The organism is Flavobacterium sp. ACN6 (assembly GCF_002304005.1).
Taxonomy (GTDB): Bacteria; Bacteroidota; Bacteroidia; order Flavobacteriales; family Flavobacteriaceae; genus Flavobacterium.
On the sequence record NZ_MRCQ01000009.1, the window covers coordinates 204,913 to 228,059 of the forward strand.

General features: G+C 33.1%; 19 protein-coding genes and 1 pseudogene. 7 read left to right on the plus strand and 13 right to left on the minus strand.

What is annotated here, in order from left to right; all coding sequences use genetic code 11:
* Positions 1-20: 20 nt before the first annotated feature.
* The 4 genes from asnS to BSF42_RS15425 all read right to left on the minus strand — a co-directional run bounded on the left by asnS (position 21) and on the right by BSF42_RS15425 (position 4,750).
* Positions 21-1,466: an asparagine--tRNA ligase gene (asnS, locus tag BSF42_RS15410; protein WP_095953976.1), complete on the minus strand. Its 1,446-nt coding sequence runs from the start codon at positions 1,464-1,466 to the stop codon at positions 21-23.
* A gap of 34 nt (positions 1,467-1,500) precedes the next feature.
* Positions 1,501-1,692, minus strand: a complete 192-nt coding sequence (locus BSF42_RS15415; protein WP_141248466.1) for a hypothetical protein — start codon at positions 1,690-1,692, stop codon at positions 1,501-1,503.
* Between the two features lie 123 nt (positions 1,693-1,815).
* On the minus strand, positions 1,816-2,343 hold the full coding sequence (locus BSF42_RS15420) for an STM3941 family protein (RefSeq protein WP_095953978.1): 528 nt from the start codon (positions 2,341-2,343) through the stop codon (positions 1,816-1,818).
* Between the two features lie 40 nt (positions 2,344-2,383).
* Positions 2,384-4,750 (minus strand): RND family transporter, encoded by a 2,367-nt coding sequence (locus tag BSF42_RS15425; protein ID WP_095953979.1) that lies wholly within the window; start codon positions 4,748-4,750, stop codon positions 2,384-2,386.
* Positions 4,751-4,969: 219 nt separating this feature from the next.
* Here BSF42_RS15425 and BSF42_RS15430 point away from each other — a divergent pair, with 219 nt between their 5' ends.
* From BSF42_RS15430 to BSF42_RS15445, 4 genes and pseudogenes are all read left to right on the plus strand, one after another.
* On the plus strand, positions 4,970-5,731 hold the full coding sequence (locus BSF42_RS15430; protein WP_095953980.1) for a sensor histidine kinase: 762 nt from the start codon (positions 4,970-4,972) through the stop codon (positions 5,729-5,731).
* Positions 5,694-6,413 (plus strand): LytTR family DNA-binding domain-containing protein, encoded by a 720-nt coding sequence (locus BSF42_RS15435; protein ID WP_095953981.1) that lies wholly within the window; start codon positions 5,694-5,696, stop codon positions 6,411-6,413. The genes BSF42_RS15430 and BSF42_RS15435 overlap by 38 nt, the downstream gene beginning before the upstream one ends.
* 113 nt (positions 6,414-6,526) lie before the next feature.
* Positions 6,527-8,797 carry a cation:proton antiporter gene (locus BSF42_RS15440; protein ID WP_095953982.1) on the plus strand — a complete coding sequence of 757 codons (2,271 nt, stop codon included), beginning with the start codon at positions 6,527-6,529 and terminating at the stop codon, positions 8,795-8,797.
* 361 nt (positions 8,798-9,158) lie between these two features.
* Positions 9,159-9,494 (plus strand): annotated as a pseudogene (locus BSF42_RS15445) (ankyrin repeat domain-containing protein); the annotation flags it as partial.
* A gap of 92 nt (positions 9,495-9,586) precedes the next feature.
* Here the strand turns inward: BSF42_RS15445 and BSF42_RS15450 are convergent.
* From BSF42_RS15450 to pyrH, 4 genes are all read right to left on the minus strand, one after another.
* Entirely contained in the window at positions 9,587-9,811 is a 225-nt protein-coding gene (locus BSF42_RS15450; RefSeq protein ID WP_095953984.1) for a hypothetical protein, read from the minus strand.
* A 487-nt stretch (positions 9,812-10,298) separates the two neighbouring features.
* On the minus strand, positions 10,299-12,794 hold the full coding sequence (locus tag BSF42_RS15455; protein ID WP_095953985.1) for a DUF5686 family protein: 2,496 nt from the start codon (positions 12,792-12,794) through the stop codon (positions 10,299-10,301).
* A gap of 120 nt (positions 12,795-12,914) precedes the next feature.
* Positions 12,915-13,478, minus strand: coding sequence for a ribosome recycling factor (gene frr, locus BSF42_RS15460; RefSeq protein WP_095953986.1), 564 nt, complete (start codon positions 13,476-13,478; stop codon positions 12,915-12,917).
* Positions 13,479-13,557: 79 nt separating this feature from the next.
* Complete coding sequence (gene pyrH, locus BSF42_RS15465) at positions 13,558-14,265, minus strand: UMP kinase (RefSeq protein ID WP_095953987.1); 708 nt, start codon at positions 14,263-14,265, stop codon at positions 13,558-13,560.
* 159 nt (positions 14,266-14,424) lie between these two features.
* Here pyrH and BSF42_RS15470 point away from each other — a divergent pair, with 159 nt between their 5' ends.
* Together BSF42_RS15470 and BSF42_RS15475 are read left to right on the plus strand one after the other, a co-directional pair.
* Complete coding sequence (locus BSF42_RS15470) at positions 14,425-14,865, plus strand: SMI1/KNR4 family protein (RefSeq protein WP_095954001.1); 441 nt, start codon at positions 14,425-14,427, stop codon at positions 14,863-14,865.
* A 124-nt stretch (positions 14,866-14,989) separates the two neighbouring features.
* Positions 14,990-15,607 carry a thioredoxin family protein gene (locus BSF42_RS15475; RefSeq protein WP_095953988.1) on the plus strand — a complete coding sequence of 206 codons (618 nt, stop codon included), beginning with the start codon at positions 14,990-14,992 and terminating at the stop codon, positions 15,605-15,607.
* Positions 15,608-15,939: 332 nt separating this feature from the next.
* Here the strand turns inward: BSF42_RS15475 and truB are convergent, their stop codons facing one another.
* From truB to BSF42_RS15500, 5 genes are all read right to left on the minus strand, one after another.
* A complete protein-coding gene (truB, locus tag BSF42_RS15480; protein ID WP_095953989.1) occupies positions 15,940-16,632 on the minus strand; it encodes a tRNA pseudouridine(55) synthase TruB in 693 nt (230 codons plus the stop codon).
* On the minus strand, positions 16,632-17,429 hold the full coding sequence (locus BSF42_RS15485) for an undecaprenyl-diphosphate phosphatase (protein WP_095953990.1): 798 nt from the start codon (positions 17,427-17,429) through the stop codon (positions 16,632-16,634). The genes truB and BSF42_RS15485 overlap by 1 nt, the downstream gene beginning before the upstream one ends.
* Positions 17,430-17,531: 102 nt before the next feature.
* Positions 17,532-17,783, minus strand: a complete 252-nt coding sequence (locus tag BSF42_RS15490; RefSeq protein WP_095953991.1) for a DUF3098 domain-containing protein — start codon at positions 17,781-17,783, stop codon at positions 17,532-17,534.
* A 111-nt stretch (positions 17,784-17,894) separates the two neighbouring features.
* Complete coding sequence (locus BSF42_RS15495; protein WP_095953992.1) at positions 17,895-18,770, minus strand: ABC transporter permease; 876 nt, start codon at positions 18,768-18,770, stop codon at positions 17,895-17,897.
* 361 nt (positions 18,771-19,131) lie between these two features.
* Complete coding sequence (locus BSF42_RS15500; RefSeq protein WP_095953993.1) at positions 19,132-19,728, minus strand: molybdopterin-dependent oxidoreductase; 597 nt, start codon at positions 19,726-19,728, stop codon at positions 19,132-19,134.
* 189 nt (positions 19,729-19,917) lie between these two features.
* On the opposite strand from BSF42_RS15500, the gene leuS reads away from it, so the two are divergent.
* The gene (gene leuS, locus BSF42_RS15505) at positions 19,918-22,833 is read left to right on the plus strand and encodes a leucine--tRNA ligase (RefSeq protein ID WP_095953994.1); all 2,916 of its coding nucleotides are present in this window, start codon (positions 19,918-19,920) and stop codon (positions 22,831-22,833) included.
* Positions 22,834-23,147 lie beyond the last annotated feature (314 nt).

Consider the following 23,147-nt stretch of genomic DNA (forward strand, 5'->3'; position numbering starts at 1 on the left):
GATTAACCGATTAAACTATTTTAGAATTCCGCACTTCCAGGAGTTCTTGGGAAAGGAATTACGTCTCTAATGTTTGTCATACCTGTTACAAACAATACCAAACGCTCAAATCCTAAACCGAAACCTGCATGAGTTGCAGAACCAAATCTTCTGGTGTCCAAATACCAGTATAATTCTTCTTCGTCGATATTTAAAGCTTTCATTTTCTCCACCAAAACGTCGTAACGCTCTTCTCTTTCAGAACCTCCAACGATTTCTCCAATTCCAGGGAAAAGGATATCCATTGCGCGAACTGTTTCTCTTCCTGGTTCTGTGTTGTCGTTCAAACGCATGTAAAACGCTTTAATGTTTGCTGGGTAATCGTATAAAATTACCGGACATTTAAAGTGTTTTTCAACCAAGTAACGTTCGTGTTCAGATTGTAAATCTGCTCCCCATTCTGTAATAAGGTATTGGAATTTCTTTTTCTTATTTGGAGTTGAATCTCTCAAAATGTCAATTGCTTCCGTATAAGAAACACGTTTGAAGTTGTTCTCCAAAACGAAGTTTAATTTATCCAACAAAGCCATTTCGCTTCTTTCCGCCTGAGGTTTTGATTTTTCTTCTTCTAAAAGTCTTCCTTCCAAGAATTTCAAATCATCTCCACAATTATCTAAAGCATATTTAATTACGTACTGAATAAAATCTTCAGCCAAATCCATGTTGTCGTCAAGGTCGTTGAAAGCAACTTCTGGCTCAATCATCCAAAACTCAGCAAGGTGACGAGAAGTGTTTGAATTCTCTGCTCTAAAAGTTGGTCCAAAAGTATAAATCTGTCCCAAAGCCATAGCAAAAGTTTCACCTTCTAATTGTCCAGAAACCGTTAAGTTCGTATGTTTTCCAAAGAAATCTTTTTTGAAATCAATGTTTCCTTCTTCATTTTTTGGAAGATTATCCAATGGTAAAGAAGTTACCTGAAACATTTCTCCGGCACCTTCAGCATCAGCTCCCGTAATAATTGGCGTGTTTACATACACAAACCCTTTTTGTTGAAAATAGCTGTGAACTGCATACGATAATACCGAACGCACACGCATAATTGCCCCAAAAGCATTTGTACGTACACGTAAATGTGCATTTTCACGTAAAAACTCCAAAGAGTGTTTTTTCGGCTGCATTGGAAATTTCTCCGCATCAGAATCTCCAAGAATTTCAAGTTTGTTTACCTGAATTTCATATTTCTGACCCGCACCTTTACTTTCCACCAAAGTTCCAATTACAGAAACCGCAGCTCCAGTCGTGATTCTTTTTAAAGTTTCTTCAGGTGTATTTTCAAAATCAACAACACATTGTATATTATTAATGGTAGAACCGTCATTTAGCGCGATGAACTGATTATTTCTAAAAGTTCTCACCCATCCTTTTGCATTCACTTCCTGTAGCGTCGTCGTACTGTTTAATAAGTCTTTAACCTTTGTGTGTCTCATTTTAATTTTAGATTTATAGATTGCTGATTTTACATTAAAATAAAACCAGTGTTTTTATATCGAATTGCAAATATAAACGATAATAATTAATTTTTGAAGCTGTTTCCCGCTCTTCGCTGTATCTTTCTATTTTTAAAGAAAAAATAGAAAGGATGCCGCTTCGATCGGGGCTAGGGCACTCGGTTTCAAAAGAAATAATTTTATTGAGATTTAGTATTTCTCTCATTTTTGTCATTTCGACGAAGGAGAAATCTCAGCAAGTAGCTCCGTCTAGTATTTCCTAGCTTTGCGGAATATGTTGCGGAGATTTCTCCTTCGTCGAAATGACAAAATGGTTTTATTCCTTATGCTAATTTTTGTATTTCTTAAGACTCTCATTTAATACTTTCATAAGTTCGGCATGATTTATTTGCATTGAAACTGCTGAAAGACAAAAAGGTGAACCGTAATTATTTAAATTAAATTGTATTAGTTTTTTTCTTATTTGATTAGTTTCAATTTCAATCCAATAATCAGGATTGTTAACTTTAATAAGCACCATTTTTTGACTTTGAATTTTTAGTTCAAAAAATCCTTCAATATTTTTCCAATTTATAAATTCTGTTGAATTCTTTTTCGGATTAACATTAATTCCATTTTTATCAATAATTAGAAAAAGTTTGTTTTTTACTAATTGCTTAATTGAAAGATACGCTCCTAAACCGAAAAATAAAACGGAAATAATTCCAATCCCTTTTAAGAAAATTGGACTTCCTCTATAGCTTGCTAAATTTTCAGCATCCTTAAACATCCAAATTCCTCCAATGATAAATAGAAGAGAGCCAATTAATAATAAAAACGTATTTTTCTTACTTGAATAAATTTCGATTTTTTTCATTGCTTTTTAATTCGCGCCAATTCGTGTCAAATAAAAACCTTTATTTCTCCAAATTCTCCAGTTCCTCTTTTTTAGTTTTCTTTTTCTCAAAAGTCAAAACCAGCGAAGGCAGCACAACCAAATTAGCAAACATTGCAAAGACCAAAGTACAAGAAATTAATCCTCCCAATGCGATTGTACCGCTGAAACTTGATAATGTAAAAGTTGCAAAACCTAAAATCAAAACAATAGAAGTATAAAAAGTACTGACTCCAGTTTCTCTTAAAGCACTGAAAACCGATTTTTTGACTTTTCCGCGGTTTTGAATCAGGTCATGTTTGTATTTTGCCATAAACTGAATCGCATTATCAACCGAGATTCCGAAAGCGATACTAAATACCAAAATCGTAGAAGGTTTTAACGGAATTCCAAAATAGCCCATTAATCCCGAAGTAATACAAAGCGGTAAAATATTCGTAATCAAAGAAGCTGCTACCATTTTAAAGGAACGGAATAAGTACAACATCAAAATCGCAATCGTTAAAATCGCAAAAAGCAATGATTCAATTAAATTATGCGCCAAATAAGTAGTTCCTTTCTGGAAAACTAACGCTTTTCCGGTAACGGTAACTTCAAAACGGTCTTTCGGGAAAATTTCATCAATTTTTTTGTGAAGTTTTCCTTCTACTTTTGCCATTTCATCAGTTCCAATATCTTTCATGAAAGTTGTGATTCGAGCGTATTGTCCAGTCGAATCAACGTAGGCTTTCATTAAATTTTCTTTGCTGTTTTTGGTCGCGTTTTTAGCATAACTCAAAATAAAAGTCTGTTCCTGCGAAGTAGGTAATTGGTAATATTCTGGATTTCCGTTGTAGAAAGCCTGTTTAGAATATTTAACCAAGTTCACAATCGAAACTGGTTTTGCCAATTCAGGAATTTCTTGAATTGTATTTTGCAATTCGTCCATTTTACGAATAGTAGACGCTTTCATAACACCTTTTTTCTTTTTGGTGTCAATCATGATTTCCAACGGCATTACTCCGTTAAATTCTTTTTCGTAAAATAAAATATCTTTAAAGAAAGAAGCACTTTTTGGCATTTCGCCAATCAAACTTCCCGAAACTTTCATTTGTCTTACACCATTGATACTAATAATAAAAAGGATTGCGTAAATCGTGTAAACAATTGATTTTTTGCTCTTAATTATATTGGCAACTACATTTAATAGAGTTGAAATATAAGTTTTATCTAAATGGTATAAATGTTTTGCTTTTGGCAGTGGCATGAAACTGTAAATAATCGGCACAATAAAAAGCGTCAAAGTATAAACAGAAAGCACGTTGATTGAAGTTACCAATCCGAATTCAAAAAGCAATTCGTTACCCGTAATCATCAAGGTTGCAAAACCAATTGCAGCCGTAAGATTGGTCATTAAAGTCGAAGATCCAATTTTAGAAATAACACGCTGTAAAGCTTTTGCCTGATTATTGTGCAATTTGATTTCCTGCTGATATTTATTGATCAGGAAAATACAGTTGGTAATACCGATTACGATAATCAGCGGTGGAATAATAGCCGTTAAAATCGTGATTTTATAACCAAATAATCCAAGTGTTCCAAAAGACCAAGTTACGCCGACAATTAAAATACAAATCGAAATAAACGTCGCTCTAAACGAACGGAAAAAGAAAAAGAAAATTAGAGAAACCGTAAATAATGAAGCTCCAATAAACAATCCAATTTCGCCTTTCATGTTATCCGCATTGATTGTTCGGATGTATGGCATTCCAGAAACTTTCAAATCAATTCCGGTTGTTTTTTCGAATTTATCGATTTTCGGAACTAAATTTTGAAGTATAAAAGTTTTTCTTTCAGCTGTATTTACCAGTTTTTTATTGATATAAACCGCAGAACGAACACTTCCGCTTTCTTTATTGAATAAAAGCCCTTCGTAAAAAGGCAGATTATGGAATAAATCGTATTGAATATTTTTTAAATAAGCTGGATCAAAGGCTTTCTTTTGGTCGATAAACGGAGTTAAAACGAATTTTTCGTTAACTGTATCTTTTTCCAGTTTTTTCAAATCATTTAAGGAAACAACCAAATCGACTTCCTTTGATTTTTTTAAGCCAGTCATTAATTCATTCCAAGCCGCATAATTTTTTGGAGTAAAGAATTTAGGATCTTTAAAACCAATTACGACAAGGTTTCCTTCTTCACCAAATTTGTCTAGGAATTTCTGATATTCTTTATTTGCAATATGATCTTTAGGAAGCAGGTTTGCTTCAGTATAAGTCATAGAAAGGTTTCTCCACTGCAAAGCAAGGAAAACAGTTAAAACTGCTAATATTATTAAAATAGTTATTCTGTTTTTAAGTATGATTCGGGCTAATTTTTCCCAAAATCCAACTTGAATCGCGTTTTTCATAAAATCTTTAAAAATGGTTGCAAATGTAGTGAAAAGTGCTCGAAATCATAATCAATCGCCTGTATTTTACTTAATGTTAACACAATATTTGAAAGTTTTTGGTTTGTGATATATTTCTTTCTTTTGACTGTTTAGTTAGCAGCTTTTCTCATATTTGCAGTAATTTTATAATGAAGAAAAATAACCGTTTCATTCGCACCAAACCAAAAACTATTGCAAATGCAGGATAACAACGCCATAACGTATATTTTTTTAGCAATTCTTTTATTGCTGGTTATCATAATTTGTTTTATGATTTATCAATTACTACAGGCAAAAAAAGCAAAAGATGATGCCGAAAGGAGTTTTTATGCGCTTGAAGTTAAGGTCAATGATCTGCAGTTGGAAAACTTAGAATCTAAACTAAATCCGCATTTGTTTAAGAATATTTTAAATTCGATTCAGTCGCACGCTTATCAAACTTATTTTGCCTTAGATAAATTGGCCAATGTTCTGGATTATATTTTATATGAAAGCAAGAAGAAATTTGTAACGGCAAAGGAAGAAATTGATTTTGCGCTGAATTTAATCGAAATCAATAAAATTAAAATCAGTCCGCTTTTTGAATTAAAAATCAAAACCAATATTAACAAAGAAGACAAATTGTACGATCAGCCGTTACTGGCACCGCTGATTTCGATTGATTTGATTGAAAATGCTTTTAAACACGCCGATCTTCAAAGTGCCGACGCTTTTATTTCGGTTGTTTTTGAGTTTAAAGATAATGCGTTTTTTATGACGGTTTCGAATAAAATCTCCGATAAAAAAGTGTTGAAAAAGGAGCGAAGCGGTTTTGGTCACGCCACTCTAGAACATCGTCTGAGAATCATTTATAAAAATAACTTCAAACTCGATAAGTTTATAGAAAACGACGTTTATATTGCTCATCTAAAAATTGATTTACTTGAATACAAAACTGAAATGCTTGCTTCTGGACGATGAACTTCCAGGATTAACCTACCTAAAAATGCTCTGCGAACAAATTCCGGAACTGGAAATTGTAAAAACGTATAACAATCCAGAAAAACTTTTGAATGATATTTCGATTCTGGATTTCGATTTGTTGATTTCGGATATTGAAATGCCTGGAATTGACGGGCTTCATCTTGCTGAAAAACTTCAGGATAAAATGGTTATTTTTTGTACGGCTTATAAAGAATATGCCGCAGAAGCATTTAATATTGATGCCGTCGATTATATAACAAAACCTGTAAAACTGGAGCGCCTGCAAAAAGCGGTTTCAAAAGCCTTTGAACGCTTTGAGAAAACAGATACAGCTAAAAAATTTATACAGCTCAATACAGACAAAGGAAAAACATTGTTATATTTTAATAAAATTGAGTTGATAAAAACTGCCCCAAGTGACAGCCGTGATAAAACAGTCCTGCTTACTGATGGAAGTTTTTTGAATCTAAAAAACGTTAAATTTGATACGCTTTTAAACGAACTTCCAGAAGCCGATTTCTGCCGTATCAACAAAAAAGAAATTGTTGCCGTAAAAGCGATAAAGTTCTTTAATCATAACGAAATTGTGCTGCATCATCTTGAGGAAAACAATAAAAATACGACTTTGATTCTAAGCGAAACCTATCGTTCGGACTTTTTGAAAAAGGTGAAATTATAACTTATTACAAAGTTTTTCGGACTTATTACATAGATTGAAAATTAGCTCCAAATTTACTTTTTCACTTGAACCTCAGTTCTGATATTTGCCGCAATAAATTAAAAGAACGAGTTATGAATAACATTAAAAACTCTTTATTCTACGTAACTATTATTGGAGGTTTTACCGCTCTGATATATTGGGTAATTTCAAAAGGCGCAGCACTTGAAGTGGGGCGAAATATCGTTAAGAAAAAAATCGAAAGTAACCACTGGAATGATTTCCTTCATTCTATGGTTGACAATTTACAGCATCCGTTAGCAATTTTATTGGCTCAAATTGTTACTATTATTTTAGTAGCACGTTTGTTCGGATGGTTTTTTAGAAAAATCGGGCAGCCATCTGTAATTGGCGAAATGATTGCCGGAATTGTTTTAGGACCATCTTTGGTCGGAATGTATTTCCCAGAATTTTCGGCAGCTTTGTTTCCAAAAGAATCTTTAGGAAATTTACAATTTTTAAGCCAAATCGGTTTAATCCTTTTCATGTTTGTTATTGGGATGGAACTGGATTTAAAAGTACTAAAAAACAAAGCGCACGACGCTGTTGTTATCAGCCACGCCAGTATCGTTATTCCATTTGCTTTAGGATTAACTTTAGCTTATTTTATCTATCATACTTTTGCACCAATTGGAGTTGAGTTTTCTTCTTTTGGTTTGTTTATGGGAATTGCCATGAGTATTACCGCATTTCCAGTCTTGGCAAGAATTGTTCAAGAACGCGGCTTACAGAAAACGAGATTAGGTACAATTGCAATAACTTGTGCCGCTGCAGATGATATTACAGCTTGGTGTATTCTGGCGGTTGTAATTGCGATTGTGAAAGCGGGGTCATTTACAAGTTCCTTATATGTTATTGGTCTGGCAATTTTATATGTAATTATAATGTTGAAAATCGTTCGTCCGTTCCTAAAACGTGTTGGAGATTTAAATTCGACAAGAGAAAGTTTAAATAAGCCGGTTGTTGCGATCTTTTTTATCACACTTTTAATCTCAGCGTATGCTGCAGAGTTAATCGGAATTCATGCTTTATTCGGAGCTTTCTTAGCGGGAGCAATTATGCCGGAAAACAATAAATTCAGAAATATATTTATAGAAAAAGTAGAGGACGTTTCTATTATCGTTTTATTACCTCTATTCTTTGTCTTCACAGGTTTACGTACACAAATCGGATTGCTTAATGATCCTTATTTGTGGAAAATTACAGGTTTGATTATTGCAGTTGCCGTTGTTGGAAAATTCTTTGGAAGCGCATTGGCAGCAAAATTTGTCGGGCAAAATTGGAAAGACAGTTTAGCTATTGGAGCTTTGATGAATACGCGTGGTTTAATGGAACTTGTTGTTCTAAATATTGGTTACGATCTTGGAGTTCTTTCCACAGAGATTTTTACCATGATGGTAATTATGGCTTTGGTTACAACATTTATGACTGGTCCGGCTTTAGATTTTATAGGATTTATTTTTAAAGATAAAATAACAAGTGTGCCGCAGGAAATTGGCAGTAAAAGCAAATACAAGATTCTGCTTTCGTTTGCAACTCCAGAAAGAGGGAAGAAGCTTTTGAAAATTGCAAACAGCTTGGTTAAAAAACAGCCCGATAATTCGATTGTAACAGCATTGCATTTGTCATTAAGTACAGAAATACATTCATTTGATGTTAAAGATTATGAACGTAAAATGCTTGTTCCAGTTATAGAAGAATCAAACCGTTTAAATCAAAATATCGTGACTCTTTTTAAAGTTTCTAATGATATTGATACTGATATTATCGATTCTGCCAATCAAGGAGAATATGATTTGTTATTGGTTGGTTTAGGACAATCCATTTTTGACGGAACGCTTCTTGGAAAAATTCTTGGTTTTACAACCCGAATAGTAAATCCAGATCGTTTGATTGATAAATTTACAGGAAAAGAAGGTTTGTTTGAAAATAATCCTTTCGATGAAAGAACGCGTCATATTATTGCCAAAACGAGAATGCCGGTTGGTATTTTTATCGATAAAGATTTAGAAGAAGTAAATCAGGTATTTATTCCTATTTTTAGTAAAGAAGATTCTTTTTTAATTGAATATGCTAAAAAGCTGATCAATAATAATGGTTCTCAGATTACGGTTCTGGATGCCAGCGGAGAAGTGAAAAATACTCGCGAAATGCAGGAAACGATTCGTTCAATTGAGCAGATTGCACCCAACCATATCATGATTATGAATGATCGAACACTGAAAAAAGAATTTTTAGACGGACAAAACTTAATGATTATAAGTTTAGACAGCTGGAAAAAATTAATTGAATCTCAAAGTATCTGGTTGAACAATACACCTTCAGTTTTGATTTTGAAACCATAAAAAATTTTAAATTCCAATATTTTTAAATTCCAAATTCCAATTTTTATGATTGGGATTTGGGATTTTTTTTTACGATTAAACTGCGCACAGCTTATTTTCAAAGTTTAAAATTTTGACAAAGATTTTCTTTGTGAATTCTCGCAGTAAAGACAATTTTTCATTTTGAAGTAAGATATGATCTATCAAAAGGAATATTTTAAAGTAAAAAATATTTGAAATTAAATATTTACATTTGTAGGATTATTCTTTTAATTATGTGATATGCAAAAATTTGACGACACCCAGCTTTACAAATTATTACTTCAAAAGGATTTTTCGAAAATTAAAGAGTTTTTAGAAAAATTTTGGATTAAATAGTGTTGATCGAGATGGTCGCACATTTTTGATGTCAGCCATAGTAGATGGTGATACAGAAATGGTAAAAGAGCTTTTGACTCTTGGTTGTGGAATAGACAATAAAGATAATAAAGGTTTAACAGCACTTCATTTAGCTGTAATTAATAATAAAATTGATACTGTAAAAGTACTTCTTTCATTTAATGCTGATGTAAATGTTGTTGATGATATTGGTAATTCAGCTTTGTTTCGTGCAATTGCAAATAAAAATTCGGAGATAATCAATTTTCTTTTGGAAAAAGGATCAGATATCAATTTAGCAAATAAGCACGGTATCTCCCCTAAAGATCTTTTAGATTGACCTTTGTCAAAGTTTTAAACTTTGACAAAGGTTTTTCACCAATATTTGTTATCCCGAAGATGATGACACTAGTATCTTCGGTTTATACAAAATTATACGTCTTCGTGCCATATTTGTTTTAACAGTATTCCTTTCTTAAAAACTTCTTCTGTTTCGTCTTCAAAATTAACTTCAACTATATAATCTTCATCATCATCAGATTGTTGAACCCAATCAACCCATTCAATCGTAGGAGATAAATCTCCATTTTCTCTTAGTATTCTATATCCTTCACCAAGGTTTTCAGAAAGTACTTCTTCAATTTTTTCTAAATCCATTTTGTTTAATTTTTGACATTATTAATTTCTTTTATTTGGAATAATTTCATCTTACAAATAGTAAAGAGTGTTATATGAATAATAAACTACTACAATAGTAATTGTTTTGATGAACTTCGTTAGCTTAAATAAGATAGAAAAATGATAGAATCGGACAATTATAGAGTAACCTTTGTCAAAGTTTAAAACTTTGACAAAGATTTTCGTTCTGAATTCGCATTTTTTTTGTTTCCAATTGAGTATCGTAACCACAATTTTGTCTTTACGATCCCGAGGTTTCAGGAGAGAAATCACAGTAGAAGTTCCTTTTAATAAAAAGATCAATCATTGTAGAATCCCGCGTGTGATCCTTCGTTTCTCAGGATTGACAAACATGACGTTGTAATTGGAATTTGGAATTAGAGTTTGAAATTTTAACTTAATTAGTTTTGGAATTTGGAATTTAAAAAGATTGGAATTTTTAATCTAATTAGGTTTGCAATTTAATTTACAATCCCAAGTCAAGTACATAAGAAATCTTAACCGCTATATTATCCTCAAATTTCAATAATTGGTTAGGGCCATAACGATAGAATCCGCCAAGGCCGAAACCTTTGTAGATTTTATTCAATTCAATTCCTGATTCAAAGAAACCTTTATCGAGTGTTTTGTAAGCAGGTCCGACGTGCTGTTCAGGATTTTCCATATTTCCCCATGCCATTCTCGTTACTAAAACTAACGAAGGACGAACTTTTTTCATAATTCTAATACGGTCAAATCCATGTTTGATCTGAAACATTAAATATTGACTAGAGAAAAACTCATTAAAATACATGGTTTCAAAAGCATTTCTTCCCGCAAAAGTAATACGCTGAATAATAGTTTCTTTGGTCAAATTATTTGGAGAAGTATTATACAAATGCGTTATCGGAACATCTCCAATTGCATAACCCGCTTGTAAAAGTAAACTGGTCTTCTGACGGTTTAGATATTGTTTTTCGTATTCTGCTTTAAAATCTATTTTGCTAAAAGTAAAATCGTTGCCCAATACATTTGGTAAAGACTGCGTGTATTGAAAAGTAAATCTCGGAAATCTTTTATCGCTTTCATTTCTTCCAGTTGGAGTCTGCATAAACTCGCTGAAAGGCGCCCATACAATAGAAAGCATGGCCGTCGTCATGACATAATTCGAATATAAATTTCCGTTTAAATTAAAAAGATAATCAAATTTTGGTTCAATATAATTTCGGGAAAATTCTAAAACGGCCTCAGTTTTTGGGATAAATTTGGTCTGGATATTACCTCTCCATCCTGAATATTCATAAAAAGTACTAATGTTAATTGGCCTTGGATCATAAATCTTAAACACGCGTTTGTCTACGCTGAAAACCGTACTAGCAATTTCGCGCACGTCATCTGCATAATAACCATTAAACCACGTATTAGTATATTTATCTAATAAAACGCCGGCGCCAAGACTGTATTTAAAAACACCGTCTTTTGTTCCGTAAGCGGTATAACTTTCAAGGCGGAAGTTTTTAGATAAACGGTCATTTGTAATACCGCCTAAACCGATGCGGAATCCTTCGTAATTATTAAAACTTATAATCTTCTTTAAATCCAAATCAACAGGGCCCAGAGGATAGAAACCATTAATTATTTTTCGGCCAATTCCTAAACGCTTTTCAATTCTGTTGCTCACAGAAAGGCTGTCTAGTGATAAATAGGTTTTTTGGCTTCTTAAATCAAGATTTTCCTTTCGATAAGCTTCCCAGAAGTTTTCTGGTTTTTTTGCCGCATCGTCATTAATTTCGATATAAAGCGAAGGATTTTTTATTGGATTATTTGTGTTGACACGAATATCAAAACTATTACTTTCTGAAAGTAAATAGGTAAAATCAGAAGCAGCTTTTTTTCTTGGTTCAAAATTATCTTCAACATCTCCATCAAATTGAATGGTGCCGCCTAGAATCCTAATGTCATCATCGTTTTTTCCTTTTACAATTTTAAATGTCGTATTGCTTTGAAACCAAATTTTTTCTTTCGGAATATATTCAAATTCGTGAATCCCGCTGATATCCAAAACACCTTTTATTCGCATTACTGCTTTGGCAACAGCAAAATTTTCTTTGTCAATATACAATACGCCCTCGAGGCCGGATGATTTTCGTTTTAGTTTATTTTTAAAATAAATCATATACGTATCACGACCTTTAATGTTTACCGTATCTAACAGTTTATAATTATAACTTGACGGAGCCTGATTCGAAATTGGGTTTTCGTATTTCGTTTCAAACAATTCGTATTTCGGATTATATATGGAAATCGACTGAAGATTAAAAGCAAGGACTTCATAAATAGGCTGTTTGAAACCTGCGATTTTGGTACCAAGAACAGTCTCTTTTAATTTGTTATTTCCAAATTGATACTGCGAAACTTTCTCGGTTTGGAATAAATGCTGTTTGCTTACAATCTCTTTAAACTTATAATCAGAAGAATCAATATTGATGATTTTTTTATCCAGATTTTTATAAGCTGCAGAAGAATCAATTCGACCTTCAATAGAGTCGGGATTGGCAGTTACAATAAGTTTGTTGTACGTTTTATATTCAAAACTATTGAGCTTTTTCTGCGGATCATTTAATGATTTATTGGCAATAACTTTTCTAATTATCGTTAAAGCGGGGTTTTCATTAGAAACAACAACTTCTTTTAAATCATCTGTCTGCTGTGCAAGCGAAACCGAATAAAAAGTTTTATTAGTGATTAATGCGATAGTTTTAGTTTGAAAACCTACATACGACACCGTCAAGGTTGTAGCCGATGTGCTGATTTTGAAAATAAATTTGCCATCAACATCTGTGATAGCGTTGTTATTTTCTGAGGTAGTAATAGTGGCAAACGGCAGCGGTCTGTTGTTTGAATCGGTTACGATTCCGTTTATTTGAAATTGCGCTTGAATAGTAAGCGTAAAAAACAAAGTCAAAAAACAAAATAGCTTCATACAGAATGATATAGTTTCAAAAACGAAAAGAATTAAATTTTCGTATGCAAAAATAACAATAAAAAAATCCGTCTGGTACTATTAACCAAACGGATTTTTTATTTTATCTCGAATCTCTGATTACACTTTCATGATTTCAGCTTCTTTTTGAACTAATAATTCATCGATTTTTTTGATGAATGCGTTTGTTAAGTTCTGAACTTCTTCTTCAGCAGATTTACAAACATCTTCAGAAGTTCCTTCTTTTTCTAATTTTTTGATATCAGTATTAGCATCTTTACGAGAATTACGAATACCAATTTTAGCATCTTCAGCCTCAGATTTTGCCTGTTTAGCCAAATCACGACGACGCTCTTCTGTTAATGGCGGTACGCTGATAATAATCACATCTCCATTATTCATCGGGTTAAAACCGATGTTAGCAATCATGATTGCTTTTTCAATTGCTTGCAGCATATTTTTTTCAAATGGCTGTAATGTAATTGTTCTAGCATCTGGAACACTGATTTTAGATACTTGCGAAAGCGGCGTTGCAGATCCGTAATAATCTACAAAAACACCTCCAAGCATAGCTGGAGAGGCTTTTCCTGCACGAATATTAAGAAATTCTTTCTCTAAGTGTGCAATAGTACCATTCATTGATTCCTCAGTACTTTCTAAAATAAAGTCTATTTCTTCCGTCATTGTTTTTTTTAGTTTTCAGTTTTCATTCTCAGTTTTCAGTTAAAGTCTTAATTGTGTGACTGTAAACTGTTACTGATGACTATATATTTACTACAGTTCCTATGTTTTCGCCTTCGCAGATTTTCAACAAGTTTCCAATTTTGTTCATATCAAAAACTACGATTGGCAATTTGTTTTCCTGGCTTAAAGTAAATGCAGTGGTGTCCATTACATTTAATCCTTTTTTGATTACGTCGTCAAACGAAATAAAATCAAATTTAACTGCAGATGCATTTTTTTCAGGATCACAATCATAAACTCCGTCAACACGAGTTCCTTTTAAGATAACATCGGCATTGATTTCGATTCCTCTTAAAACGGCAGCAGTATCAGTTGTAAAATATGGATTTCCAGTTCCGGCTCCAAAAATTACGATTCTTCCTTTTTCTAAGTGGCGGTCTGCTCTTCTTTTAATGTATGGTTCTGCAATAGATTCCATTTTTAAAGCAGTCTGCAAACGCGTTTTCATTCCTTTGTCTTCCAGAGCGCCTTGTAAAGCCATTCCGTTAATTACAGTTGCAAGCATTCCCATGTAATCACCTTGAACTCTATCCATTCCAGAACTTGCTCCAGCAACTCCTCTAAATATATTTCCTCCTCCAATAACAATTGCAATCTCTACTCCTTTACTGTGAATCTGCTTAATTTCATCAGCATATTCGGCTAATCTTTTTGGGTCTATACCGTATTGTAAATCACCCATTAGCGCTTCGCCGCTAAGTTTTAGAAGAATTCTTTTATATTTCATGTGTGTGTCGCGTTAATTTGTGCAAATATAGACATATTCTGATTTTTAAAAATAATGTTTGCAAAATAATTTTAAGTTCGCGTATTAAGTTATTTTTTTAAATTTGTAAGATTTTATTTAGCTTTAATTTAAGTGATACTAAAGAATAAAAAGATAGAGATGAGAGACATTAACAAATTACGAGATAGATACATTAAATTATTTGATGATAATGATGGGATTTCTAAAGAAGACTTAAAAAAGATTGAGGAGGAACTCCATGTAAAATTGCCATCTGACTTTTGTGAGATTTCAAACTTCTTTAACGGGAGTATTTGGATGCATTCTTTTTTATTTGACGATCCAACTAATCTCATTGAGGAAACTTTAAGAATTAGAAAAGCTGTAGGTATACCAGACAGATTTATTGTATTAGCCGAACATGATATGAGCGTATTTGTAATGGATACTGAAAATAAACCTTCAATTATATGGCTAGATTCTATTGAAATAAGCAAATTAGAGGAACAAGATTTTATATCTAAGCCAGATATTTGGGATGATTTTTCAGATTTTTTTGAATACTTATTAGATGATGAAGAAGAAGAACGGAATTATTAAATTTTAAATTATTTCCTTTCTCTTCAAATTTCAATATACTAATATTATTTATTTCAAATGTGACAAAAGTCATTATACCATCTTTCTAAAATTCGTATTTTTATATATCCTAAAAATTGAAAATATGAAAAGCATCGTAGCCAAAGCATTATTCAATACTCATTCTTATGCTGAATACCGAAAATTAGTAACCGATTTATTATCTGAAGGAAAATCAACTGGAAACGAACAATCGGAGAGTTTGACGAATTATTCCAAATTAAATGAAGCCAGAATGAACAGGCTGGAAAAGACGATAAAAATTTCGGAATCTATTATCGAAAAACTTCAAAATTTGGACAATCATTATATTTGGCTGGTTTTGTCTGAAGGCTGGTGCGGCGATGCGGCTCAGATTCTTCCAATTTTAGATAAAATGGCTTCGGCTTCGAATAAAAAAGTGGATCTGCGCATTGCGCTTCGAGATCAAAACGACGATTTAATGAATCAATATTTGACAAATGGCGGAAGAGCAATTCCGAAAGTAATTGTTATTTGTAAAGAAGCTGGAATTGTTCGTGCAGATTGGGGGCCAAGACCAAAAGGCGCAGCCGAATTAATGGCAAATCATAAAAGGGATGTTGGGCCAATTAATGAAAAAATAAAAACCGATTTACAATTATGGTATTTGGCCGATAAAGGAATCTCCGTTCAGGAAGAATTGCTTGAAATTATGGAGAATATCAAGTACAATCGACTATGATTTTAGTTAATCTATTGATAAACAAATCTTTTGGTTGATAAAATTATCTTAAAGTGTTTTTATTTTACTTCAAAAGTTGTAACTTAGTAAATATAATCCCACTTCTATTATAACTTTCTGATTTACTCTTTTTACTGGTGTCTATTTATTGTCTAACATTAAAAAATACACTATTATGAAAAAGTTATTTGAAAGATTCTATGATTTCTTTTCTCAATTTTTATTTGGAGGAAAAAATGTGCCTCACTATTAACTCAAAAAAATACGTATGAGATAATTGTACTATTTAGGAGCCGGCACATTACTATTTTAAAAATTGTAATGTGCTTTTTTTATAGCATCAAACTCTCTTCAAACAAAGTAATGTCGATTGCATTTTGTACATCATAATCGCCAATTTTGGTACGACGTAAAACGGTTAGGTGAGAACCAGAATTCATTGCTTTTCCGAAATCATACGCCAGAGAACGGATATACGTTCCTTTACTGCAAACCACTCTAAAATCAACTTCGGGTAAAGCTATTCTAGTAATTTCAAATTCGTGAATAGTAGTTTTTCTGCTTGCAATTTCAACAGTTTCTCCAGCACGCGCATGCTCGTATAAACGAACACCGTCTTTTTTAATTGCCGAAAAAATAGGTGGTTTTTGATCAATTTCGCCTAAAAATTGTTTTACTGTTTCGTGAATCAAAGCTTCATCAATATGTTCAGTTGGAAAAGTCTGGTCGATCTCGGTTTCTAAATCGTACGATGGAGTAGTGGCTCCGATATAAAAAGTACCCGTATATTCTTTTGCCTGACCTTGAAGTTCAGAAATTCTTTTGGTGAATTTTCCAGTGCAGATTAATAAAAGTCCCGTTGCCAGTGGATCTAAAGTTCCTGCGTGCCCAATTTTGAACTTTTTTGGAAGCCCAACTTTATTGATCAAAAGGTATTTTAATTTATTGACAGCTTGAAACGAACTCCATTTTAATGGTTTGTCAATCAATAAAACTTGTCCGTCTAAATATTCTTCAGGTGTCATTATATAATGGTAAGCGGGTGAATGAAAAAGTGAATCAATAATAAAATGATTCCAGCGATGATTCGGTAATAACCAAAAACTTTAAATCCGTTTTTAGTTAAAAATCCGATGAACGTTTTAATGGCCAAAAGTGCTACAATAAAAGCAACGATATTCCCAATAACCAATAAATTGATTTGATCGTGAGATAATTCAAATCCTGCTTTGTAATAATCGTAACATTTTTTTGCTGTTGCACCTAACATTGTAGGAACTGCAAGGAAAAACGAAAATTCTGCAGCAGTTGTTCTTGATAATTTTTGCGACATACCTCCAACAATACTTGCGCCGCTTCGCGAAACTCCAGGAATCATTGCCAAACATTGAAACAATCCAATTTTAAAAGCCTGTAAATATGTAATTTCTTGTGAAGTTTCGGCAGCATTTGGGTTGTTAAACCATTCGTCTACTTTCAATAAAATAATTCCTCCAATTAAAAGCGAAATTGCAACCGTAACAGGATTTTCTAATAAACCGTCGATAAAATCACTTAAAAGCAATCCTAAAACAACTGCAGGAATAAAAGCAACTAAAAGTTTAAAGTAGAAATCAAATGTTTGAAAGAAACGTTTGAAATATAAAATTACAACCGAAAGTATCGCGCCAAGCTGAATAACAATGGTAAAAAGTTTAGTGAAATCATCATGAGCGATTCCAAAAAAAGAAGAGGCAATAATCATGTGTCCAGTTGAAGAAACAGGTAAGAATTCTGTAATTCCTTCAATAATGGCAAGAACGATAGCTTGTAATGTATTCATTGAGAATTTTAGATTTTAGAATCTCAGATTTCAGATTTGTCACCCTAAGCGAGTCGAGGCTTCGGGAGAAGGGTATTCCAATTTGAAATCAAGAAAATCTAATTATTTTGATTTTTTAAAAATAGAATAAATCGTGATTCCGAAACCAATTAAAACAGTTGTCGGAGCTAAACGGATACGTCTAAAGCTAAAAATATCTTCGTTAAAAACATTCGGATCTGTACTTCCTCCTCCAGACATTAAAATAAATCCTAATGCAATTACAGCAATACCAATTAATAAAATTTTATAATTGATACCATCAAAAAGGAATTCCTGTTTTGGCTGTTGTTCTGCGTTACTGTTGTTTTTCATATTTCTTTTGTTATCCTAAATAAAGTCAAAGTGTTTTTTATATGTCAGCCTGAGCGAAGTCGAAGGCATTCTTAAATCTTAAATCTTAAATCTAAAATCAGCAATCTAAAATTAATAAAGATCGTCAGTTCTTAAATTCAAGAAACGTTGTGTTGCAAAGTGTGTACTTACCCAGGTAATTAAAACGCCTAATCCGAAAACACCAGCTAAAACCAACGCGATTAATACTTTATCTTCTAAAATTCCTAATCCAGGGAAATTAGTTTCTACATATAATAACAGCGCAATTAAAGCAATGATTGCCAACCCGGCTCCTAACATTCCTAGTTTTACGCTTCGCATTACAAATGGTTTACGAATAAACGCTTTGGTTGCTCCAACCATCTGCATGGTTTTAATGATAAAACGATTAGAATGTATTGATAAACGAAGTGAACTATTAATTAATAAAACAGCAATTACAGTTAAGAAACCACTGATTATTAAAATCCACATACTTACTTTTCTGATGTTGTCATTTACCAGATTTACTAATTGTTTGTCGTAAACAATATCTGAAATCATAGCGTTTTTGCGAAAGCGATTCTCGATTTTAACAATGCTGTCTCTTTCGACATAATCTGCTTTTAAATGAATATCGTACGAATTCAGCAAAGGATTTTCTCCCAAAAATGTTAAGAAATCTTCTCCGATAATATCAGTATGCTCCTTTGCAGCTTTTTCTTTTGACACATATACATGCGAAAGTGCAAAAGGCGCTCGCTTTAATTCACTATCAAAAGCTTTGATAATACTATCATTAGCTTCGTTTTTAAAGAAAACCGTCATTGCGATTTTTTCTTTAAAGTCATCTGCTAGATTTTTAGAATTAATAATGAATAATCCCAGTACTCCCAAAAGGAATAAAACCAAGAATACACTTAATACAACCGAAAAATAAGAGGAAATTAACCTGCGCTTTTGAAATTTATCAAAGTTAGAACTCATAGTCTGCTTAAATTATGTGGTAAAAATAATAAAGAATTTCTTTATTTAAAGTTATTAACGAACTTTTATACTATAAATGTACAATTTGATATTGAATAAAAATATGTTTAACCGCAAAGGGTGCAATTTTTTTTGAACAGTTATTTATTAAGTGATATAAAAACTGATTTAAACGCAAAGTACGCCAAGTTATTTTTTAAGTAACGATTTTATATAAAAAAAAACACAAAGTTCGCAAAGCTTTATAAATAGATAGCTTTGCGAACTTTGTGCTTTGTAAAGGCAATGCTTAGTGAGAAAACTTAGCGGTCTTAGCGGTTAAAAAAATTTAAGCATATAAAGCCTTTGAACCTTAAAAAGTTTACTGAACCTTATAAACTTCAATACTTTTTAACCAATAAACGTGTCTTGGCCCAGTTACAATGTCATTTTTACAAATTAAAATCATTTCACCGTTTTTGATTGGTTTGCCATTTTCTTCAAAAAGAATATAAGCATTTTCTCCTGTCGGATTATTGAAAAGTTCTGCCCAAGAGAAAGTTGCCTTATAACCGTCTGAAGCTCTTGCAACAATATAAAAATTTCTGTCCTTATGATCTTCCTGTTTGATTTTTGCTTTTTCTAAAATATCTTTCAAAAGCACCCCTTTGCAATTTTTAATTTCTTTTTTGACTGCACCGTTTTTCCCCATTACTTTGAAATTATCAATTGCAGCAACTTTCATTTTCTTTAACGAATCAACGGTTAATTGTAACGGAAATTCAATAGCGCCTTTTACTTCAATGTGGTGATTGGCCAATTTTAGACTGTCTGCTGCAGAAAGCGTTTTGTGTTCGTGTTTTTCAGTTTTTGAAATTTGTTCCGGAGAAGTAGTTTCTTCTTTTTCTTTTTTAGAAGAATTACACATAGAACATGAAAATGCAATAAGGAGAATTAAAATGTAATTTTTAGTTTTCATAAATTTTAGTATAGTAGTAGACTCAATATTACGTATTTTTACTTAATTTGAATAGGTATTTCGATATTTTATTTGTTTGTCAATGAAATAGCTTTGGAACAAGAAACAATAAATGTAAATTTGCGCCTTAATTCATTAAGTGGTAAAACCTTTGGACCTTTGTCACTTTGCAACTTTGAACCTTAAAAAATGAAATACAATCCAAACGAAATTGACGCCAAATGGCAAAAATATTGGGCAGAAAATCAAACTTTTGCAGCAAAAAACAACTCTGATAAACCTAAACATTATGTTCTTGATATGTTTCCTTATCCGTCAGGGGCAGGATTACACGTGGGTCATCCGCTGGGATATATAGCTTCAGATGTTTATTCTCGTTTCAAAAGACACCAAGGTTTCAATGTTTTACATCCAATGGGTTACGACAGTTTCGGATTGCCGGCAGAGCAATATGCGATTCAGACGGGACAGCGTCCAGAAGATACAACGCGGGTTAATATTGACGGAGGAGTTGATAAAGAAGGAAAGCAAATTGCAGGATACAGAAAACAATTAGATAAAATTGGGTTTTCATTTGATTGGAGCCGTGAAGTACGAACTTCAAATCCAGATTATTACAAACATACACAATGGATTTTTATTCAATTGTTTAATTCTTGGTATTGTAAAAAACAAGGAAAAGCATTTGATATTTCAGAGCTTATAACTGTTTTTGAAGAAAGCGGTAATGCATTGGTTGAAGCAGTTTGCGACGATAACGTTGCGATTTTTACTGCTGACGAATGGAATTCTTATTCTGAAGATCAAAAAGAAAGAATCCTTTTGCAATACAGAATGACCTATTTGGCAGAAACTGAAGTAAACTGGTGTCCTGGTTTAGGAACTGTTTTAGCAAATGATGAAATTGTAAACGGAGTTTCGGAGCGTGGAGGTTTTCCTGTTATAAGAAAAAAAATGACACAATGGAGTATGCGAATTTCTGCTTATGCCGAACGCTTGCTTCAAGGTCTAAATGATATTGATTGGAGTGAATCTATAAAAGAATCTCAAAGAAACTGGATCGGGAAATCGGTTGGGGCTTTGGTTAAGTTTCAAGTCAAAAGTCAAAAGTCGAATGTCGAAAGTGAAGCTGCACTTTCAGACTCTGGACATTCGACTTTAGACTTTATTGAAGTATTCACAACTCGTCCTGATACAATCTTTGGAGTAACTTTTATGACTTTGGCGCCAGAACATGATTTGGTAGCTAAAATTACTACTCCAGAACAAAAAGCTGCAGTTGAAGCATATATCGAAAAAACAGCAAAACGTTCTGAACGTGAGCGTATGGCCGATGTAAAAACTATTTCGGGTGTATTTACTGGAGCTTATGCAGAACATCCTTTTACAAAAGAAGCCATTCCGGTTTGGATTGGCGATTACGTTTTGGCAGGTTACGGGACTGGTGCTGTAATGGCGGTTCCTTGCGGCGACGAAAGAGATTACGCTTTTGCTAATTTCTTTAAAGGAAATCTGGGTATGCAGGAAATTAAAAATATCTTCGCCAATGTTGATATTTCTGAAGCTGCTTACGGATCAAAAGACAACGTAGAAATCGCTAATTCTGATTTCTTAAACGGATTAAATTATAAAGACGCGACTAAAAAAGCAATTGCTAAATTAGAAGAAATCGGTCAGGGAACAGGAAAAACAAATTACCGTTTGCGTGATGCTGTTTTCTCTCGTCAGCGTTATTGGGGTGAGCCATTTCCAGTTTATTATGTAAACGGATTGCCTAAAATGATCAGTGCAGAACATTTGCCAATTATTTTGCCTGAAGTAGAGAAATATTTACCAACCGAAGATGGTCTGCCTCCGTTAGGAAACGCAACAATTTGGGCTTGGGACACTAAAAATAATGAAGTTGTTAATACTGATTTAGTAGATAATTTCGAAATTTTCCCTCTTGAATTGAACACTATGCCAGGATGGGCGGGAAGTTCTTGGTATTGGATGCGTTACATGGATGCACACAATGAAAAAGAATTTGCAAGTAAAGAAGCTTTGGCTTACTGGGAAAGCGTTGATTTGTATATTGGCGGAAGCGAACACGCAACCGGACACTTATTGTATTCTCGTTTCTGGAACAAATTCTTAAAAGACAAAGGTTTTGCTCCAACCGAAGAACCATTCAAAAAACTGATCAATCAGGGAATGATTTTGGGAACGACGGCTTATGTTTACAGATTGGAAGGAACAAATACTTTTGTGTCTAAAAATAAAATTGGAGATCAAAATGTACAGCCAATTCGTGTTGATGTTAATTTTGTTAATTCTTCTGATGAATTAAATATAGAAAAATTCAAAAACTGGAGAGAAGATTTTAATACAGCTGAATTTATTTTAGATGAAAACGGAAAATACATTGTAGGACGTGAAGTCGAAAAAATGTCGAAATCGTACTATAATGTAGTAACGCCAGATGATATTTGTAATGAATACGGCGCTGATACATTGCGTTTATACGAAATGTTTTTAGGCCCGTTAGAGCAGGCAAAACCTTGGAATACTGCTGGTATATCAGGAGTTTTTGGTTTCTTGAAAAAACTTTGGCGATTGTATTTTGATGATAATGGTTTAATTGTAAACAACGACGAACCAACAAAAGACAACTTAAAATCATTACACAAAACGATTAAAAAAGTGGCTGACGATATTGAGAATTTCTCTTTCAATACTTCGGTTTCTCAGTTTATGATTTGTGTGAACGAATTGTCATCTCAAAATTGTCATTCAAGAGCGATCTTAGAGCCATTGGCTATTTTGGTTTCGCCATATGCACCGCATATTGCAGAAGAATTATGGTCGCAGTTAGGACATAAAACTTCAATTTCTGAAGTGGCGTTTCCAATTTTTGATGCCAATCATTTAATTGAAACGAATAAAGAATATCCAGTTTCTTTCAACGGAAAAATGCGTTTCACAATCGAATTGCCTTTGGATTTAACCAAAGAACAAATCGAAGAAATCGTAATGAAAGACGAAAGAACACAAAAACAATTAGACGGAAGAACTCCAAATAAAGTGATAATCGTTCCAGGAAAGATCATTAATCTTGTAGGTTAATTTAAAATTCCAATCCCGAAGCCTCGGGATAAATTATAAATTCCAAATTCCAATTTTACGATTGGGGTTTGGGATTTTTTTTGTGCAGTTGTCATCCTGAGCGAAGTCGAAGGACTTTTGCATTATTAAAGGTCTTCGACTTCGCTCAGACTGACAATTTCCGCCCCGAATTCAAATTGGAATTTGGAATTTATCCCGAGGCTTCGGGATTGGAATTTCCCTCTCCATAATTGGAATTTGGAATTTTTTTACTTCCAGTTTGTCATCCTGAGGAACGAAGGATCACACTCGTGGATCGACAAAGATTGGCTGTT

Excerpts from the sequence above, each read along its gene's own strand:
- BSF42_RS15450 (WP_095953984.1), bottom strand. The coding sequence starts at position 9,811 with ATGGATTTAGAAAAAATTGAAGAAGTACTTTCTGAAAACCTTGGTGAA.
- BSF42_RS15485 (WP_095953990.1), bottom strand. The coding sequence starts at position 17,429 with ATGAATACATTACAAGCTATCGTTCTTGCCATTATTGAAGGAATTACA.
- BSF42_RS15440 (WP_095953982.1), top strand. The coding sequence starts at position 6,527 with ATGAATAACATTAAAAACTCTTTATTCTACGTAACTATTATTGGAGGT.
- BSF42_RS15430 (WP_095953980.1), top strand. The coding sequence starts at position 4,970 with ATGCAGGATAACAACGCCATAACGTATATTTTTTTAGCAATTCTTTTA.
- BSF42_RS15415 (WP_141248466.1), bottom strand. The coding sequence starts at position 1,692 with ATGAGAGAAATACTAAATCTCAATAAAATTATTTCTTTTGAAACCGAG.
- BSF42_RS15425 (WP_095953979.1), bottom strand. The coding sequence starts at position 4,750 with ATGAAAAACGCGATTCAAGTTGGATTTTGGGAAAAATTAGCCCGAATC.
- leuS (WP_095953994.1), top strand. The coding sequence starts at position 19,918 with ATGAAATACAATCCAAACGAAATTGACGCCAAATGGCAAAAATATTGG.
- BSF42_RS15490 (WP_095953991.1), bottom strand. The coding sequence starts at position 17,783 with ATGAAAAACAACAGTAACGCAGAACAACAGCCAAAACAGGAATTCCTT.
- BSF42_RS15455 (WP_095953985.1), bottom strand. The coding sequence starts at position 12,794 with ATGAAGCTATTTTGTTTTTTGACTTTGTTTTTTACGCTTACTATTCAA.
- BSF42_RS15500 (WP_095953993.1), bottom strand. The coding sequence starts at position 19,728 with ATGAAAACTAAAAATTACATTTTAATTCTCCTTATTGCATTTTCATGT.
- truB (WP_095953989.1), bottom strand. The coding sequence starts at position 16,632 with ATGACACCTGAAGAATATTTAGACGGACAAGTTTTATTGATTGACAAA.
- frr (WP_095953986.1), bottom strand. The coding sequence starts at position 13,478 with ATGACGGAAGAAATAGACTTTATTTTAGAAAGTACTGAGGAATCAATG.
- BSF42_RS15495 (WP_095953992.1), bottom strand. The coding sequence starts at position 18,770 with ATGAGTTCTAACTTTGATAAATTTCAAAAGCGCAGGTTAATTTCCTCT.
- BSF42_RS15470 (WP_095954001.1), top strand. The coding sequence starts at position 14,425 with ATGAGAGACATTAACAAATTACGAGATAGATACATTAAATTATTTGAT.
- BSF42_RS15475 (WP_095953988.1), top strand. The coding sequence starts at position 14,990 with ATGAAAAGCATCGTAGCCAAAGCATTATTCAATACTCATTCTTATGCT.
- asnS (WP_095953976.1), bottom strand. The coding sequence starts at position 1,466 with ATGAGACACACAAAGGTTAAAGACTTATTAAACAGTACGACGACGCTA.
- BSF42_RS15420 (WP_095953978.1), bottom strand. The coding sequence starts at position 2,343 with ATGAAAAAAATCGAAATTTATTCAAGTAAGAAAAATACGTTTTTATTA.
- pyrH (WP_095953987.1), bottom strand. The coding sequence starts at position 14,265 with ATGAAATATAAAAGAATTCTTCTAAAACTTAGCGGCGAAGCGCTAATG.